This is a genomic window from Streptomyces sp. NPDC029151, assembly GCF_055564315.1.
The window spans coordinates 40,204-56,933 of record NZ_JBVHWQ010000014.1; the positions used below are offsets into that span (position 1 = coordinate 40,204).

Annotated in this window: 13 protein-coding genes; 9 read left to right on the forward strand and 4 right to left on the reverse strand. The window is 74.0% G+C overall.

Going from position 1 to position 16,730, the window contains the following annotated elements; translation table 11 throughout:
- Positions 1-60: 60 nt before the first annotated feature.
- On the reverse strand, positions 61-738 hold the full coding sequence (locus ACZ4VF_RS35180) for a spermidine synthase family protein (RefSeq protein WP_467931128.1): 678 nt from the start codon (positions 736-738) through the stop codon (positions 61-63).
- A 195-nt stretch (positions 739-933) separates the two neighbouring features.
- Between ACZ4VF_RS35180 and ACZ4VF_RS35185 the strand changes: the two genes are divergently transcribed.
- The 4 genes from ACZ4VF_RS35185 (at position 934) to ACZ4VF_RS35200 (ending at position 5,883) form a co-directional block, all read left to right on the forward strand.
- Positions 934-1,719: a rhomboid-like protein gene (locus tag ACZ4VF_RS35185; protein WP_467931129.1), complete on the forward strand. Its 786-nt coding sequence runs from the start codon at positions 934-936 to the stop codon at positions 1,717-1,719.
- Positions 1,720-1,891: 172 nt separating this feature from the next.
- Positions 1,892-4,312 carry an endopeptidase La gene (gene lon, locus ACZ4VF_RS35190; RefSeq protein WP_467931130.1) on the forward strand — a complete coding sequence of 807 codons (2,421 nt, stop codon included), beginning with the start codon at positions 1,892-1,894 and terminating at the stop codon, positions 4,310-4,312.
- Positions 4,313-4,476: 164 nt separating this feature from the next.
- Positions 4,477-5,583 (forward strand): serine/threonine-protein kinase, encoded by a 1,107-nt coding sequence (locus ACZ4VF_RS35195; RefSeq protein ID WP_467931132.1) that lies wholly within the window; start codon positions 4,477-4,479, stop codon positions 5,581-5,583.
- Positions 5,584-5,676: 93 nt separating this feature from the next.
- Complete coding sequence (locus tag ACZ4VF_RS35200) at positions 5,677-5,883, forward strand: hypothetical protein (protein WP_467931133.1); 207 nt, start codon at positions 5,677-5,679, stop codon at positions 5,881-5,883.
- A gap of 51 nt (positions 5,884-5,934) precedes the next feature.
- On the opposite strand, the gene ACZ4VF_RS35205 is transcribed toward ACZ4VF_RS35200, so the two are convergent.
- A complete protein-coding gene (locus ACZ4VF_RS35205) occupies positions 5,935-8,307 on the reverse strand; it encodes a SpoIIE family protein phosphatase (protein ID WP_467931134.1) in 2,373 nt (790 codons plus the stop codon).
- Between the two features lie 1,192 nt (positions 8,308-9,499).
- Entirely contained in the window at positions 9,500-10,339 is an 840-nt protein-coding gene (locus ACZ4VF_RS35210) for a lysozyme (RefSeq protein WP_467931135.1), read from the reverse strand.
- A 242-nt stretch (positions 10,340-10,581) separates the two neighbouring features.
- Here ACZ4VF_RS35210 and ACZ4VF_RS35215 point away from each other — a divergent pair, with 242 nt between their 5' ends.
- Complete coding sequence (locus ACZ4VF_RS35215) at positions 10,582-11,073, forward strand: MarR family winged helix-turn-helix transcriptional regulator (RefSeq protein WP_467931137.1); 492 nt, start codon at positions 10,582-10,584, stop codon at positions 11,071-11,073.
- A 62-nt stretch (positions 11,074-11,135) separates the two neighbouring features.
- Here ACZ4VF_RS35215 and ACZ4VF_RS35220 read toward each other — a convergent pair whose 3' ends face one another.
- The gene (locus ACZ4VF_RS35220; RefSeq protein WP_467931138.1) at positions 11,136-11,924 is read right to left on the reverse strand and encodes a protein phosphatase 2C domain-containing protein; all 789 of its coding nucleotides are present in this window, start codon (positions 11,922-11,924) and stop codon (positions 11,136-11,138) included.
- A gap of 385 nt (positions 11,925-12,309) precedes the next feature.
- On the opposite strand from ACZ4VF_RS35220, the gene ACZ4VF_RS35225 reads away from it, so the two are divergent.
- The 4 genes from ACZ4VF_RS35225 to ACZ4VF_RS35240 are packed head-to-tail and all read left to right on the forward strand — an operon-like array spanning position 12,310 to position 16,730.
- Positions 12,310-15,177: a sensor histidine kinase gene (locus tag ACZ4VF_RS35225; protein ID WP_467931139.1), complete on the forward strand. Its 2,868-nt coding sequence runs from the start codon at positions 12,310-12,312 to the stop codon at positions 15,175-15,177.
- The gene (locus tag ACZ4VF_RS35230) at positions 15,174-15,671 is read left to right on the forward strand and encodes a roadblock/LC7 domain-containing protein (protein WP_467931141.1); all 498 of its coding nucleotides are present in this window, start codon (positions 15,174-15,176) and stop codon (positions 15,669-15,671) included. The genes ACZ4VF_RS35225 and ACZ4VF_RS35230 overlap by 4 nt, the downstream gene beginning before the upstream one ends.
- Positions 15,668-16,093, forward strand: coding sequence for a DUF742 domain-containing protein (locus tag ACZ4VF_RS35235; RefSeq protein ID WP_467931142.1), 426 nt, complete (start codon positions 15,668-15,670; stop codon positions 16,091-16,093). The genes ACZ4VF_RS35230 and ACZ4VF_RS35235 overlap by 4 nt, the downstream gene beginning before the upstream one ends.
- Positions 16,074-16,730, forward strand: a complete 657-nt coding sequence (locus ACZ4VF_RS35240; RefSeq protein WP_467931143.1) for a GTP-binding protein — start codon at positions 16,074-16,076, stop codon at positions 16,728-16,730. The genes ACZ4VF_RS35235 and ACZ4VF_RS35240 overlap by 20 nt, the downstream gene beginning before the upstream one ends.

A 16,730-nucleotide genomic window follows, 5' to 3' on the forward strand; every position in this document is an offset into this window, starting at 1 on the left:
GATTGACGCTTGAATGATCCGCGTCAGGGCAGCACATTACGGGGACTCACCGCGCTGTCGCTATCCAGGTCGGACGCCGAGGTGGACGGCGTCCGGAACGCCCCGGGCAACCGGGACCTCTTCGGTACGCACCTGCTGGAACCCGGCATTCCGCAAGCTTCCTTCAAATTCCGGAGAGGGCTCGGCCGACCACACCGCGAGTACCCCGCCGGGCCTCAACACCCGGGCGCAGGCGGCCAGTCCGGCCGGTGAGTAGAGGCTGTCGTTGTCCTCCGTGACGGTCCAGCCGGGCCCGTTGTCGATGTCGAGGCACAGCGCGTCGAACGTGTCCGATGTCTCATTGACGTAGGTCACGAGATCCGCTTCCACGATCGAGGTCCGCGGGTCGGCGAGCGCGTCCGCGGACACCTCGGCCAGCGGTCCGTCCCGGTGCCAGCCGATCACGGCGGGCTCCCGCTCCACCACGGTGATCCGCCCCCAGCCGGACCCGGTGGCGGCATGTGCGAGCGAGAATCCCACGCCCAGCCCGCCGATCAGCACCGAGGGCGCCGGCCGTCCGTCCAGCGCGGCACGGGCCGCGTCGACCAGCAGGCGCTCCGACCGGCCGTCGGAGGTGTCCATCAGGAAACAGCCGTTGGCGATGATCTGCAGCAGCGCGCCGTGCCTGCGCAGCACCACCTCGCCGTACGGGCCGTCGCGCCGGTCAAGGACCACAGGAGAGTCGTACACGGCAGTCATGCCCCCATCCTGCTCGAACGGCGTCTAGCGTTCACGGGAATTGCGCAGGACGCCCCCCAACGTGTGCCGAGGGCCGGGAGCCGGACGCGGGAGGCCGGTGAGAGGTTGCCGTGAATCCGCTCCCGGGTGGCGTCGGTCATAGACAGCGGCACACCGGGCACGGAGGGTGGGGCGCGACGGAAGGAGCGCCTCACCGTGGAACGGAGCACGACGGGCCCCTCGCAGGGCGTGTCCCCACCCGCGCCGGGGACGCCCCTCGCGGACGGCACGGCCGCCGCGCCCCCGGTCCTCGCGGGCCTGCTCGACGGCATACCCCGCCAGCGCGGCGCCGCGCCCCCCGCTCCGGCCGCACGCCCGTCCCGTCCGCTGCCCCGTCCGTGGCGCCTGCTGCCCACGCCCGCCGGCACCCCGTTCACCTTCGCCTACACGGCCGTGCTGGCCGTCACCTCCCTGGTCGCGGCCCTCGCCGACCCCGGCCTGGTGCACGCCCTGCACCAGGAGTCCAGCACGGACGTGGCCCACCTGGTCGGCGCGCCCGTGCCGGTGCTCCTGGCGAGCGCGCTGTGGGTCGCGGGCGGGCTCCTGTCGCCGTACGCGCTCGGCTTCGTGCTGGTGCTCACCGCGCTGGAGCGGCGGGCGGGCGCGCTGCGCGCCGCCGGCGTCTTCCTGGCCGGCCATGTCCTGGCCACCCTCGCCACCGAGGTCCCGGTGGGCCTCGCCGTCCTCGCCGGCCACCTGCCCGGATCCTCGCTGCACCGCCTGGACTACGGCATCAGCTTCGGCGTGGCCGCGAGTGCCGGGGCGCTGGCGGGCCTCCTCGGCCCGTGGCTGCGCTGGCCCCTGCTGGCACTGGTGGGTGGCGCGCTCCTGGACGCCCTGCTGGCGTACGCGGATCCCCTGACCGACTGGGGCCACCTGATCGCCCTGGCGATCGGCGTGTCCGCCTGGCCCCTCGTGCGCCGCCGGCGCGGGCCGGCCTGACCGGCCGGCCCACCGCCCGACCGGCCGCGAGGCACCCGCGCGGCGCGTGTGCTCCGCCGTCGGCACCCTTTCGACGCCCATGATCGCTCAGAGCGAACACTCCCTCGGGAACAATGGGCCGCGCCAGAACATTGAGTCGGCATAGCTCAAGTTGACTGCCGAAGGGGAAATCATGGCTGCTGAGTCACCGGCGTTCACGCTGACCCTGCCCGTGCTGCCGCTCGACGACGAGGTCGTGCTGCCCGGGATGGTGGTTCCGCTGGACCTGAGCGACGCCGAGGTGCGGGCCGCGGTGGAGGCCGCGCAGGCCGCCGCCCGTTCCGAACCCGGAAAGCCCAAGGTGCTGCTGGTGCCGCGCGTCGACGGCACGTACGCCAGGACCGGCGTCCTCGGCACGGTCGAGCAGGTCGGCCGGCTCGCCGACGGTGACCCGGGGGCCCTGATCCGCGGCCGGAGCCGGGTCCGCATCGGCGCCGGCACCACCGGACCGGGCGCCGCCCTATGGGTCGAGGGCGCCCGCGTCGAGGAGACCGTTCCCGAGCCGCTGCCCGGCCAGGTGACCGAGCTGGTCAAGGAGTACAAGGCGCTCGCCACCACGTGGCTGAAGAAGCGCGGCGCCTGGCAGGTCGTGGACCGCGTCCAGGCCATCGACGACGTGTCGGCCCTCGCCGACAACTCCGGCTACTCGCCGTTCCTGACCACCGAGCAGAAGGTCGAGCTGCTGGAGACGGCCGACCCGGTGGCCCGCCTCAAGCTCGCCACGCAGCAGCTGCGCGACCACCTCGCGGAGCAGGACGTGGCCGAGACCATCGCCAAGGACGTCCAGGAGGGCGTCGACAAGCAGCAGCGCGAGTTCCTGCTGCGCCGTCAGCTGGAGGCGGTCCGCAAGGAGTTGCGGGAGCTCAACGGTGAGAAGGAGGGGGAGGAGTCCGACGACTACCGCGCCCGCGTGGAGGCCGCCGACCTGCCGGAGAAGGTCCGCGAGGCCGCCCTGAAGGAGGTCGACAAGCTGGAGCGCGCCTCCGACCAGTCGCCCGAGGGCTCCTGGATCCGCACCTGGCTGGACACGGTCCTGGAGATGCCGTGGAACGAGCGGACCGAGGACGCCTACGACATCCAGGGCGCGAAGGCGGTGCTGGACGCCGAGCACGCCGGTCTCGAGGACGTGAAGGAGCGCATCACCGAGTACCTGGCCGTGCGCAAGCGGCGCACCGACCGCGGGCTCGGCGTCATCGGCGGCCGGCGCGGCGGTGCCGTACTCGCCCTGGTCGGTCCCCCCGGTGTCGGAAAGACCAGCCTGGGGGAGAGTGTCGCCCACGCCATGGGCCGCAAGTTCGTCCGGGTCGCCCTCGGCGGCGTCCGCGACGAGGCCGAGATCCGCGGCCACCGCCGTACGTACGTCGGCGCGCTGCCCGGCCGGATCGTGCGCGCCGTCAAGGAGGCCGGGTCGATGAACCCGGTGGTCCTGCTGGACGAGATCGACAAGGTGGGCTCCGACTTCCGGGGCGACCCGGCCGCCGCCCTCCTCGAGGTGCTCGACCCGGCGCAGAACCACACCTTCTGGGACCACTACCTGGAGGTCGAGCTGGACCTGTCCGACGTGGTCTTCCTCGCCACCGCCAACGTCCTGGAGGCCATCCCGGAGGCCCTCGCCGACCGGATGGAGATCGTCCGCCTGGACGGGTACACCGAGGACGAGAAGGTCGTCATCGCCCGCGACCACCTCCTCCCGCGCCAGCTGGAGCGGGCCGGACTGGACAAGGACGAGGTCACGCTGGACGAGAGCGCGCTGCGCAAGCTCGCCGGCGAGTACACCCGCGAGGCGGGCGTGCGGACCCTGGAGCGGTCCATCGCCCGGCTGCTGCGGAAGATCGCCGCCCAGCACGAACTGGGCGAGCGGGAGCTGCCGTTCACGGTCACCGACGGCGACCTGCGCGCGCTGATCGGCAGGCCGCACCACGTGCCCGAGTCCGCGCAGGACCCGGCCGAGCGCCGTACGGCCGTGCCCGGTGTGGCGACCGGCCTCGCGGTCACCGGTGCCGGCGGCGACGTGCTCTACGTCGAGGCGTCCCTGGCCGACCCGGAGACGGGCGCGGCGGGGCTGACCCTGACCGGCCAGCTGGGTGACGTGATGAAGGAGTCGGCGCAGATCGCGCTGAGTTTCCTGCGCAGCCACGGCGCCGAGCTGGAGCTGCCGGTGGCCGACCTCAAGGACCGGGGCGTGCACATCCACTTCCCGGCGGGCGCGGTGCCGAAGGACGGCCCCAGCGCGGGCATCACGATGACCACGGCCCTCGCCTCGCTGCTCTCCGGCCGCCTGGTCCGCACCGACGTCGCCATGACCGGCGAGGTCTCGCTGACCGGCCGGGTCCTGCCGATCGGCGGGGTGAAGCAGAAGCTGCTCGCCGCCCACCGCGCCGGGGTGACCACCGTGATCATCCCCAAGCGCAACGAGCCGGACCTGGACGACGTCCCGGCCGAGGTGCTGGACAAGCTGGACGTCCACGCCGTGACCGACGTCCGCCAGGTCCTGGAGCTGGCGCTCGCGCCCGCCACGAGCGAGTCGGCGCCGGAGGTTCCGGTCGCGGCGTGACGGCCGCTCCCGGAGGAGCGTCCGGATGAGCTCCGTGCGAGCTCCGTGCGAGCGTCCGGACGCGGGAGGCCCGGGTCCCGTGAGGGAGGCCCGGGCCTTTCCCGTGCGCGCCGTTCCCGTCCCCGCCATGGGCCCGGAAGGGGATCAATCGGTAGAATTCAGACGTGACGTGGGCTCCCGACAGCGCCTCCGGCCTGATCGGGGCCGAGATCGCGGGCTACCGGGTGGAACGCGAACTCGGCCGTGGCGGGATGGCCGTCGTCTACTGCGCCAAGGACCTGCGCCTCGGCCGCACGGTCGCCCTGAAGCTGCTCGCCCCCGAGTACACCCGCAACGAGGCCTTCCGCAGCCGCTTCGCCCAGGAGTCCCGGGTCGCCGCCGCCATCGACCACCCCAACATCGTGCCGGTCTTCGAGGCCGGCGAGGCGGACGGGGTGCTGTACATCGCCATGTGCTTCGTGGCCGGCCTCGACCTGCGCGCCCTGCTCGACCGCGAGGGCCCCCTCCCGGTCCCGGCCGCGCTGCGCATCGCCGCCCAGCTCGCCTCCGCCCTCGACGCGGCCCACGCCCGCGACCTGGTGCACCGGGACGTCAAGCCCGGCAACGTACTGATCACCAAGGGCATCGACAGCGACCACCCGGAGCACGTGTACCTCACCGACTTCGGGCTGGCCAAGAAGTCCCTGTCGCTCACCGGGTTCACCACGGCCGGCGAGTTCGTCGGCACGCTGGACTACGTGGCGCCCGAGCGGATCGCCGGGCGCCCGGTGGACGGCCGGTCCGACCAGTACAGCCTCGCCTGCGTGGTCCACGAGACCCTCTCGGGCGCCCCGCCCTTCCGGCGGGCGGACCACATGGAGCTGCTCTGGGCCCACCAGTACGACCCGCCGCCCGCGCTGAGCGAGGACCGGCCGGACATCCCCGCCGTCGCGGACGAGGTCATGCGCCGGGCCCTGGCGAAGATCCCCGACGACCGCTACGACACCTGCCTGGAGTTCGTGGGGGCCCTGCGCGGCGCCGTCGGCGGCGCCGGCCGCAGCGCGTCCGCACCGGCGTCGGCCGACCTGCCCCCGGCCGCCCCCTGCGCGGACCGGGACGCGTGGAGGGCCGCGGAGCCCGCGCTTGCCGAGCCGCACCCGCGTCCCGGACCGCCGCCGCTTCCCGAGCCGCCCGAGCCTCCGTCCTGGGCCGGTCCCGTGCTCCGGACACCCCACCGGGGGCCGCGTTCAGCCACTTCACCCCCCGTCAAGTCCCGAGACCTCGGAACATGACCCCGGCCTGCCGTTCCGGCCCAATGGACGTACGGGCCGCGCCGGAGACACCGGAGAGCGACCAGGGCCCGCGGAACGCGACAGGAGAGAACCGTGAAGCACATGATCCGTACCCGTGTGGTGCGCCAGTGGCTGCGGGGCAGGCGGCTGGCCGTGCTCGCCGTCTCGGCCGGAGCGGTCGCCGGAGGCGCGCTGCTACCCGTCACACCGACGGTGGCCCACGTCCCGGCGCACGTGTACCAGTACGAGGAACACCACGGGAATGACATCCACTTCTACTGGGACACCTTCTGGGACTAGTCCGGCCCCGCCCCGCCCGCTCTCCGCGGCGGGGCGGGGGCGCGTCCGGGGTCAGGGCGTCGTCAGCGACTGCTCCGCCCACACCGTCTTGCCCACCCGGTCGTGCCGGGTGCCCCAGCGCTCGGCGAGCTGGGCGACCAGCAGCAGACCCCGGCCGCCCTCGTCGAAGATCCGGGCCCGCCGCATGTGCGGGGTGGTGCCGCTGGAGTCGTAGACCTCGCTGATCAGTTTGGTGCCCTGGTGGATCAGCCGGAGCCGGATGGGCGGGCGGCCGTACCGGATGGCGTTGGTGACCAGCTCGCTGACCATCAGCTCGGTGGTGAAGGAGGCCTCGTCCAGCCCCCAGGCCGTCAGCTGCTCGGTGGCGTACCGGCGGGCCCGGGAGACGACGGTCAGTTCGTCGTCCAGCTGCCAGGAGGCGACCAGGTCCTCGTGCAGCGCCCGGGTACGGGCCACCAGCAGGGCGATGTCGTCGTCGGGGCGGCGGGTGAGCAGTTCGGTGAGGACCCGGTCGCACACCGAGTCCAGTGACTTCGCGGGACGGCCCAGCGCGGTGAACATCTTCTCCAGCGCCTCGTCGATGTCGTGGTCGCGGGCCTCCAGCAGACCGTCGGTGTACAGCGCCAGCAGGCTGCCCTCGGGCAGCTCCGTCTCGAACGCCTCGAAGGGCAGCCCGCCGAGCCCCAGCGGCGGCCCCGCGGGCACGTCGAGGAAGCGGACGACGCCGTCCGGGCTCACCACGGCGGGCGGCGGATGCCCGGCCCGGGCCAGGGAGCACCGGCGCGAGACCGGGTCGTAGACGGCGTACAGGCAGGTGGTGCCGATGCCGCCGGCGCTGTCCGCGTCCGGGTCCGCGCTGCCCTCGTCGGCGGCGAGGCGCAGCACCAGGTCGTCCAGGTGGGTGAGCAGCTCGTCGGCCGGCAGGTCGACGTCGGCCAGGGTGCGCACCGCCGTGCGCAGCCGGCCCATGGTGGCGGAGGCACGGATGCCGTGGCCCACGACGTCGCCCACGACCAGCGCGACCCGCGCCCCCGACAACGGGATCACGTCGAACCAGTCGCCGCCCACGCCGGCCCGGGTCGCGGCCGGCAGATAGCGGGTGGCGATCTCCAGGGCCTCCTGCTCGGGCAGCGTGTGCGGCAGCAGGCTGCGCTGCAGGGCCATGGTGGTGGTCCGGGAGCGCGCGTAGCCGCGGGCCTGCTCGATGCCGGCGGCGGCCTTGGCGGCGAACTCCTCGGCGAGCCGCAGCTCCTCCGGGCCGAAGGACCCCCGCTCGGGGTGCCGGCCGAACAGGGCGACGCCCAGCGTGCCGCCCGGGGCGAGCAGCGGAACCGCCAGCAGGGCGTGCGCCCCGGACGCGCGCACCCACGCGGCGCCCGGGTCCAGCGCCGCCCACTCGGCGACCACCGGGTCCGCCGTGTCGTACAGCTGCGGGCCGGCCAGTGTCAGACAGCGGGCGGGCGGCGAGCCGGCCGGGCAGACGACCGCCTCGCCGACACGGGTGCCCCAGCCGGACCCCGCACCGGCCCCCGTTCCGTCGGGGACCGTGCGCAGGGCGGCCCGGCGCAGCACGAACTGCTCCGGCCCCGGGCGGCCGGCCCCGGGGCCGGTCAGCGGCGAGTCCAGCAGGTCGACGGCCATCGCGTCGGCCAGCCGGGGGACGGTGACCTCGGCCAGTTCCTGGGCGGCGCGGGCCTGGTCCGCCGCCGTCCCGACGGCGGTGTCGGACTCGGCGGCGGGCCGGGCGTGGCCGGTGGGCTCCGGGGACGGCTGCTCCACGGACAGGCAGACGGCCCGCACCCGGCCGCCGGCGTCCTTCAGGGGGGTGAGGAGGGTGACCCGGCCGAGGCCGGGGCCGAGCCCGGCATGCGCCTCCTGCGGCCGGCCGGACTCCAGTGCCAGCCGCATCGCCCGGTGGGCCTCCTCGCTCGCGGTCCCCGGCACGATGTGGACGAGGCCCAGTCCGCGCATCGCCGCCTCGGGCAGGGCGAGGGCGTGCTCCAGCCGGCGGTTGGCGCGCACCAGGCGCAGCTCGGCGTCGAAGATCGCCAGCGGAAAGGGGGACTGGAGGAACGTCCACTCCTCCAGCGGTTCGCCCCGGGGCGGCTGGGTCCGGGCCGTCACGGCGCTCACCACGAGCCAGTCGGTGGCGCCGGTGCCCGTGGTCCGGCGGTGGGCGAGCACGCCGAGTTCCAGGTGCCGGCCGTCCCGGTGGCGCAGCGGGACGGTGCCGTTCCAGCGGTCGCGGCCGGTCAGTGCCCGCCGGACCGCGGCGGCGTCGGTGGCGAGGAGCGCGGTGGCCGGCCGGCCGAGCACGGCCGGGGAGTCGTAGCCGAGCAGTCGCCGCGCTCCCTCGCTCCAGCCGGTCAGGATGCCCCGCTCATCGATGGTGGCCGTGGCCGTGTACGTCGACTGTCGCTCCATCGCCGCTCATCTCGCCCTTGCTCGGCAGGCTCTCCTGACCAGCATGATCCCGGGCGGCGCGGAGCACCAACGCAGCGCGGCGCAACCGGTGTCCCCACCGGCGCGGCCCACGACCCGGACACCGGCCGGGCACCGGCGCCGTGCCCGCACCCTGCCGCTGCGCTCGCCTGGGGCCCGGGGTCTTCGGCTGGGGAGGGACTCCGGCTCCCCGGCCGGGTGGGTGCTGCCGATGCCCGGCTGGGAGGGCTGTGTCACCCGGGTGGGAGTGCCTGCACTCGGGAGGGCTGTGTCACCTGAATATCAGTGCCTGCACCGGTCCGGCGCCCCGCTGCTGTACTTGCCCGGGGCGGCCCCGGGCTCCCTGGCCGTGAAGGTGCCCGCCGTGAAGGTGCCTGGCTCCCCGGCGGTGGAAGGGACCCCGTCTCCCGGCCGTGAAGGTGCCCCGGGCCCGGCCTGGGGGAGGGTCCCCGGCTCCTCGGCCGTGAAGGTGCCCGGCTCCCGGGCGGGGGAAGGGACCCCGGCTCCTCGGCCGTGAAGGTGCCCCGGACCCTAGCCCGGGGAAGGGCCCCCGGCTCCTCGGCCGTGAAGGTGCCCGGCTCCCGGGCGGGGGAAGGGACCCGGGGTTCCCCGGCCGTGAAGGTGCCCCGGACCCTAGCCCGGGGAAGGGCCCCCGGCTCCTCGGCCGTGAAGGTGCCCGGCTCCCGGGCGGGGGAAGGGACCCCGGCTCCCCGGCCGTGAAGGTGCCCCGGACCCTAGCCCGGGGAAGGGCCCCCGGCTCCTCGGCCGTGAAGGTGCCCGGCTCTCCGGCGGGGGAAGGGACCCCGGCTCCCGGCCGTGAAGGTGCCCCGGACCCCAGCCCGGGGGAAGGGTTCCCGGCTCCTCGGCCGTGAAGGTGCCCCGGCTCCCCGGCGGGGGAAGGGACCCGGGGTTCCCCGGCCGTGGTGGTGCCCCGGACCCCAGCCCGGGGGAAAGGGACCCCGGCTCCGCCCCCCCGGCCGGGTGGATGCCCCGGACTCCCATCCGGAAAGGGACCCCGGCTCCGCTCCCCGGCCGGGTGGATGCCCCGGCCCCCGCCCGGAAAGGGACCCCGGCTCCGCTCCCCGACCGGGTGGGTGCCCCAGACCCTCGCCCGGGAAAGGACCCCGGCTCCCCGGCCGGGTGGGTGCCCCCGATTCCCGGCCGGGAGGGCCGGTCAGCCGAGTGCCAGTGCCTGCACCCGGTCCAGTGCCCCGTTGAACTTGTCGTGGTCGCCGACGGTCGGGCCGGAGGAGGTGTACTGCCACATGGTGTAGTACGACCACCCGGCCGGCAGCGTCCCCGGGTCCGAGGCGTAGCGGGCGATCCACAGGGGGTTGTTCACCGCGAAGCCGCCGTAGTCGCCGGTGCACTGGGTCCACCAGCTGGTGGCCGTGTAGATCACCGGGTAGCGGCCGGTGCGCGACTTGTACGTGTTGACGAAGTCGGTGATCCAGCCGACCATCTGGCTCGCGGTCTTGCCGTAGCAGGCGGCGCCGTACGGGTTCCACTCGATGTCGAGGGCGCCGGGCAGGGTCTTGCCGTCGCGGGACCAGCCGCCGCCGTGGTCGACGAAGTAGTTGGCCTGGGTGGCGCCGCTGGTGGTGTCCGGGGTGGCGAAGTGGTACGAGCCGCGGATCATGCCGACGTTGTAGGAACCGTTGTACTGCTGGGCGAAGTACGGGTTCGTGTAGTACGTGCCTTCCGTCGCCTTCGTGTACGCCCAGCGGACCCCGCTGTTCCACAGGGTCGACCAGGCGACGTTGCCCTGGTGGGCGGAGACGTCGACGCCCTCGGTCTGGGTGGCGTCGCCGGTGGTGGGCGTGCCGCCCTGGCCGTCGTGGGCGAGGACGCCCATGCCCATGTGGGCGGAGCCGCGGCTGGGGGTGCTCGCGGCCTGCGCGGAGGTGAGCGGGAGAGCGAGGGAGAGCGCCGCGAGCAGGGCCGTGAGGAGCGCGGCGCGGGGGGAGGCGGAGAAGGGGCGGGAGGGGGGTGAGCCGGGTCTGAGCACGGGCATGTCGTGCCTCCGGGGAGTGGGGTGGGGGGAGAGCTGCGTGGGGGGCTCACGGTGCCGGCGCGTCCACTGGCGTGGGCATGCCATTAGGCGCCGTGGTAAAGAAGCTACGCACGTAGATACGGCGTGGGAAGGGGGTCCGGAGGACGCCGTTGGTCTACGCCTGCGAAATACTTACGGAGCTGCGGCAATGACGGCATGTGACAGAAATTTTCAGGACCGCGAAACCGATCAGGGGTGCTGACGTGCACGAGGACGGAAACGACGACGCGCACGGCGTCGCCGGGCAGGTGACGCCCAGTGGTGCAGACCAGGAATTCCTGGCGCTGGAACGCGAGTTGACCGTGCTGCTCCGGCGTGCCCGCGCCAACCAGGGGGAGATGGCCCGGGAGGTCCACCCCGACCTGGAGTCCTCCGCGTACGGCCTGCTCATCCGGCTGGACGAGCTCGGCGGTCAGCGGGCCACGGAACTCGCCGCCTACATCGGCGTCGGCAAGGCCACCATGTCCCGCCAGCTGCGGGCCCTGGAGGACCTGGGGCTGATCGCCCGCGAACCCGACCCCGCCGACGGCCGCGCCTGGCTGGTCACCCTCACCGAGGAGGGCCGCCGCCGCGTCGGCACGGTCCGCGAGGCCCGCCGCGCCCGCTACGTCCGCCAGCTGGCCCACTGGGACCGCAGCGAGGTCTCCGAGCTGGCCCGGCTGCTCCACGAGCTGAACGGCGTCATGGCGAAGTAGTCCGAGGGGTCCGGCACGGGGGCCGAGGCGGAGCGCCCCCGCCGGCCGTGCCCGACGGGGGGTCACAGCTCCGCGAACACCACCGTCGCGTCGTCGTGCGTCTTGCCCCGCCCCAGGAACGCCCGCTCCTCGCGGTCCGCCGCCTCCAGCTCCCGTACCCGCTCCACCAGCGACCGGGCGCCGTCCTTCGCGACCACGTCGAACAGGGCCGTCCAGTCACCCTCCCGGAACGTCTCCGTCCAGCGGGTCGCGCCGTCCGTCAGCGCGGCCAGCGCCCGGACCTCGCGCCGGGGCAGGACGCCCGTGACCGCCCGCGCCGCCACCGCGGGATCGGCGGCGGCCGTGAAGAAGCCGCCCTCCTTGTTGCGCAGGTTCGCGTCGACCAGGGCGTCCGTGGCGAGCGCGGCGCGCGGCAGCCGGGCCAGCCGGTCGTCCAGCACCGGGGTGACCGCGCCGTCGGGGCCCCGCAGCAGCAGCGCCGCGTCGGAGAGCACCAGGTACTCGACCTCGGTGGCGGACCAGCGGGTCAGGGCGACGGTTGCCTGGGGGGTGCGCGGGTGAGAAAGGTCACAGGTGTCCGCGTGGGCGTCGGCGGTGCGCCGGATCGCCCGCGCGAGAATCTCCGGCAGCGTCAGATCTCGGCCGGAAACGGTCAGTTCGGTCAGCGCCCCGCCCAGGCGCGCGGTGAACCAGGGGACGGAATGCAGACAGCCCGTCCCGGCGCTCGGCGGTGTCACCCCGTCCAGGACGATCACGCAACCGCCCTGTCCGGAGGCGGGTAGTCCGACACCGGCGAAGTCCTCGTTGGGGCGGGTCGCGTCGCCGGGTTCCGAAACGAGATCAGTGCGCATCCGGCCAGTCTGCACGAGCCCTTCACACGCCCGCCCAAAGGCCGGCAACCGCTCGGTGAATTCGGGTGACCATGCAGGTCAGGCGCCTGGTTTGGGCAGGAATGGGGCACTCCGGGAAGACGTGGTGGCGAATACTGCCAAAGCCTGCCGCGCGCGTCCAACCGGCACGGCGCACAGCAGCCGCGCACACGCCAGAGGAACTTGCCCGCCAACTCCCCTCCGATGTTCACTCCTTCGGGTGGCGGGTCAGGTGATGCGCGACCACTGCCCACCGGCGCTGGGAGGGTCGGGAACCGTACGAACCGGGTGTACGCACCACTTGGCACCGAAATGACGGGGCGCCACCCGGGCCCCTGGGTAGACGAGTTCAGGAATGCGAGCACCGGTGCAGAAGAAGCGGCCTCGGCGCACAGGCAGGCAGACGGCCCCCGAGGGGACCGTCCCCCAGACCCCCGTGGGCTCCGGCCGCCCCACTCATGTGCGCACCCGGCTGATCGTCGCCGTGGCCGTGGTGGCCGCCGCCGTGGCGGGAGCCGGCGCACCCGCGCTGCTCACCGCCTCAGGGGACGTCGGCGACTCCCAGGAGCTGGTGACGCTCGCCGTCCGCACCCAGGACGCGCTCACCCTCGCCCACTCCCTGGCCGACGAACGCGACGAGGTCACCTCGTACATCGCGGCCGGCCGCCCCAAGTCCAAGGCGCCCTCGGAGGACCGCAGCGCCCGCGTGGACCGGCAGGTCGAGGAGCTGCGCGCCGACACCGACACCCCGGCGGACCTGCGCACCACCCTCGACGGCATCGACGCGCTGCGCCGGGCCGCGCTCACCGGCAAGACCTCCGCCCTCCAGACCCACCAGGCGTACTCGGAGACGATCACCGCGCTGCACCGGCTCGCCGAACAGCTGGCCGAGCGGATGCCCCCGCGGGCCGGCTCCGGCGCCCACGCCCTGGCCGAACTGGACTCCGCCGTCCAGCAGTCCGCCGCCGCCCGCGGTCTGCTGCTGGCCGCGCTGAACGTCCCCTCCCGCAGCCAGACGGTGATCGACCCCACCACCGGCCTGCCCACCACCTCCGCCACCGGCAGCGAGGCGGACCGCGAACAGCGCGACGCGCTCACCGTCGCCGCCCAGCAGGCCCGGCTGCGCGCCGACGCGGCCCTCGCCGGCTTCCGGGCGACCGCACCCAAGGCCGCCGTCGACTCCTACACCTCCACGGTCACCGGTCCCGAGGTCAACTCGGCCGAGAAGTACCTGGCGACGCTCACCGACCAGCCCACCCTCGCCGACAGCGAGCTCACCACGAGCACCAAGAAGCTGGACGCGGCCCTGTCCGCCCGCGTCGACCTGATGCGCGGCGCCGAGTCCGCGCTCTACGACCACCGCACCAAGGACCTCGAAAAGCTCCGGGACGACGACGTCACCGCGCTGGAGATCCGGGTCGCGGTCCTCGGCGTGCTGATGCTGGTCGCGGTCGGCGTCGCCACCGCCATGGCCCGCAGCCTGACCCGCCCCCTGTCGGTGCTGCGCCGCGGCTCCGCCCGCCTCGCCGAGGCCGAGGACCCGGCGGCCCAGGACCCGATCGCCTTCACGGGCCGCAACGACGAGTTCGCCCAGGTGGTCCGCTCGGTCAACGCCCTGCACGCGCACGCGGCGGCCCTGCACGAGCGGGTCGCCACCCTGGAGACCGACCGCAAGCACCTGGTCGGCCAGCGGCAGAAGATGGCCGACGCCCGCGAGGAGCTGCGCGCCGAACTCGCCGACTCCACCGCGCAGCTGGAGCGGCTGCGCACCAGCATCGGCTCCACCTTCGTCAACCTGGCCCTGCGCACCCTGGGCCTGGTCGAGCGCCAGCTGGCCGTCATCGAGGGCCTGGAGGACCGCGAGCAGGACCCGGACCGCCTCGCCACGCTCTTCAAGCTCGACCACTTCGCCACGGTGATGCGCCGGCACAGCGAGAACCTCCTGGTCCTCGCCGGCACCGAGCACGTCCAGCAGCACCCCGGTCCGGTGCCCCTGGTCGACGTGGTCCGGGCGGCGGTCAGCGAGATCGAGCGCTACGAGCGCGTCCGCATCGCGGCCCTGCCCCCGCACGCCCACGTGGCCGGCTTCGCCGCGGACGACCTCTCCCACCTGCTGGCCGAACTCATGGAGAACGCCACCTCGTTCTCCCCGCCGGACCTGCCGGTGGAGGTCTCCGGCTGGCTCCTGGAGTCCGGCGAGGTCATGCTGTCGGTCCAGGACGAGGGCATCGGCGTGGCGGAGGACCGCCTCGCCCGCCTCAACGCCCGCCTCGCCGACTTCGACCCCGAGTCCCCCTACGACCAGGAGGGCGACGACGGCCTCGGCCTCGGCCTGTACGTCGTCGCGCGCCTCGCCCACCGCCACGGCGTCCGCGTGCAGCTGCGGGAGCAGAAGCAGGGCGGTCTCGCGGCGGTGGTCGTCCTCCCGTCCGGCCTCCTCACCGAAGCCCCGCCCACGGCCCTCCCGCCCCGCACCACCGTCCCCGGCGTCACGAGCACCCGCACGCTCCCCGGCGCCGACGCGGAGGCCAACTCCAACGTCCTGCCCACCCGTGCCAAGCACCAGGACCCCCTGGTCACCCTGGCGGAACAGGCGGTACGGGAGGCGGCCGGGGAGGCCGGCGAGGAGTCACCGCGCGAGGCACCGGCGGAGGCCCACGAGCAGGCCGCCCGGCCCGCCGGGGACACCGAGACCCGCCCGAAGCCCCCGGCGGAGACGCCCGCCGAGACGACGATGGAGCTGCTGCTCCCGGAGCCCCCGGCGGAGCCGACGAACGAGGCGGCGGACCGTCCCCACGCCCCGGCGGACCGCCCCCACGCCCCGCTGGACCGTGCCCGTGACACGGTGGACCGCCCCCACGCCCCGGCGGCCGCCGGCGGCGAGGACGCCCCCCAGGGGCCGCCCGCATCCGGCGACGAGGCCCGCACCGGCGGTGCGGGCGGGACAGAGACCGACGCCGAAGGCGAGGCGGAGGAGGAACGGCTCACCAGCAAGGGCCTCCCCAAGCGCACACCCAGGATCACCGCCCCCGCCGCACCGCCCCGCCAGCGCAGCGCCTCCGTCGACGCCGAGGCCCTGCGCCGCAGGCTCGGCGGCTTCCGCAGCGGAGCCCAGGCCGGCTACCGCGACGTGAAGACGGAGATCGCCGAACAGACGGCCGGCACCAAGCGGCCGGCCAGCCACGCACACGCCGAAGAAGCCACGGGGGGCACAGCCGAGGAGGCAAGCAGTTGACCGCGCCCACTACCTACGGACTGAGCAGTGAAGCCCGCAACCTGCACTGGCTGCTGACCAACCTGGTCGAGGAAGTACCCGGCATCCAGTCCGTCGCCGTGGTCTCCTCCGACGGGCTGCTCCTGCTGTCGTCCGATCCGGGCCACACCGAGCAGTCCCGCGAGGCCCGTCCCGCGAAGGGCCCCCGGGGCTCCTCCGCGGACCTCGCCACCATCGTCTCCGGCATCGGCAGCCTCACCGTCGGCGCCGCGAAACTGCTGGAGTACGGCGGGGTCAAGCACACCATGGTCGCGATGGAGGAGGGCAGCCTGTTCGTGATGTCGATCAGCGACGGCTCACTGCTCGGCGTGCACGGTTCCGCCGAGTGCGACATGAGCGTCGTGGCGTACCACATGGCGCTCTTCGTCGGCCGCGCCGGGCACGTCCTGACGCCCGAACTCCGCAGCGAACTGCGCAAGTCCCTGGAGGCCGAGTCGACGGGGAGCGCCCGATGACCGGCACCGGCGGGAAACCGGGGAAGTCGCAGCTCCCGGTCCGCGGCGGTGACCGCAAGCCCGCCCGTGTCCGCCCCTACTCGCTCACCGGCGGCCGTACCCGCTTCGGCCACGTCCTCCTGGTGGAGACGTTCGTGGCCGCGCTGGAGGCCCCGGAGGAGCGCAGGGAACTGACGAGTGCGCCGCTGTCCGCCCGGGTCATGCCGGAGATGCGGGCCATCGTCGAACTGTGCCGCCGTATGCGCACGGTGGCCGAGATCGCCGCGCTGCTGAAGATGCCGCTCGGCGTGGTCCGCGTTCTCCTGAGTGATCTCGCGGACCAGGGAAAGATCCGTGTGTACGGCACCGGAACCGGTCACGGCACCGGCCGCCCGGACCGCGCTCTGCTGGAAAGGGTGCTGAGTGGACTCCGCCGTCTCTGACGCCACCGCCTCCGTCGGGGGCACCCCCCTCGTCGCCGGGTTCCCCGAGCCGGACGAGGACCTGAGGGCCTGGCAGACGGACCGAACCCGCGCCCCCATCGCGACCAAGATCGTGGTGGCGGGCGGGTTCGGCGTCGGCAAGACCACCCTGGTCACCTCCGTCTCGGAGATCACGCCCCTGCAGACCGAGGCGCTGATGACCGAGGCCAGCGAGGGCACCGACGACCTGTCGGCCACGCCGGGCAAGCTCACCACCACCGTGGCCATGGACTTCGGCCGCCTCACGCTCGACGACGACCTGGTGCTCTACCTGTTCGGCACGCCGGGCCAGCAGCGGTTCTGGTTCATGTGGGACGACCTGGTGCGCGGCGCGATCGGCGCCGTCGTCATGGCCGACACCCGCCGCCTGAAGGACTGCTTCCCGGCCCTGGACTACTTCGAGAGCTGCGGACTGCCCTACGTCGTCGCGGTCAACCACTTCGACGGCAGCGAGCGGTTCGAGCCGGAGGACGTGCGCGAGGCCCTCACGATTCCTCCGCACATACCTGTCATGATCATGGACGCGCGGCGCCGGATCTCGGTGATCGAGACCCTCCTGGCCCTGGTGGCCCACGCGCTGGACGAAACCCCCGAGTAG

Excerpts from the sequence above, each read along its gene's own strand:
- ACZ4VF_RS35180 (WP_467931128.1), bottom strand. The coding sequence starts at position 738 with ATGACTGCCGTGTACGACTCTCCTGTGGTCCTTGACCGGCGCGACGGC.
- ACZ4VF_RS35205 (WP_467931134.1), bottom strand. The coding sequence starts at position 8,307 with ATGGAGCGACAGTCGACGTACACGGCCACGGCCACCATCGATGAGCGG.
- lon (WP_467931130.1), top strand. The coding sequence starts at position 1,892 with ATGGCTGCTGAGTCACCGGCGTTCACGCTGACCCTGCCCGTGCTGCCG.
- ACZ4VF_RS35235 (WP_467931142.1), top strand. The coding sequence starts at position 15,668 with ATGACCGGCACCGGCGGGAAACCGGGGAAGTCGCAGCTCCCGGTCCGC.
- ACZ4VF_RS35210 (WP_467931135.1), bottom strand. The coding sequence starts at position 10,339 with ATGCCCGTGCTCAGACCCGGCTCACCCCCCTCCCGCCCCTTCTCCGCC.
- ACZ4VF_RS35220 (WP_467931138.1), bottom strand. The coding sequence starts at position 11,924 with ATGCGCACTGATCTCGTTTCGGAACCCGGCGACGCGACCCGCCCCAAC.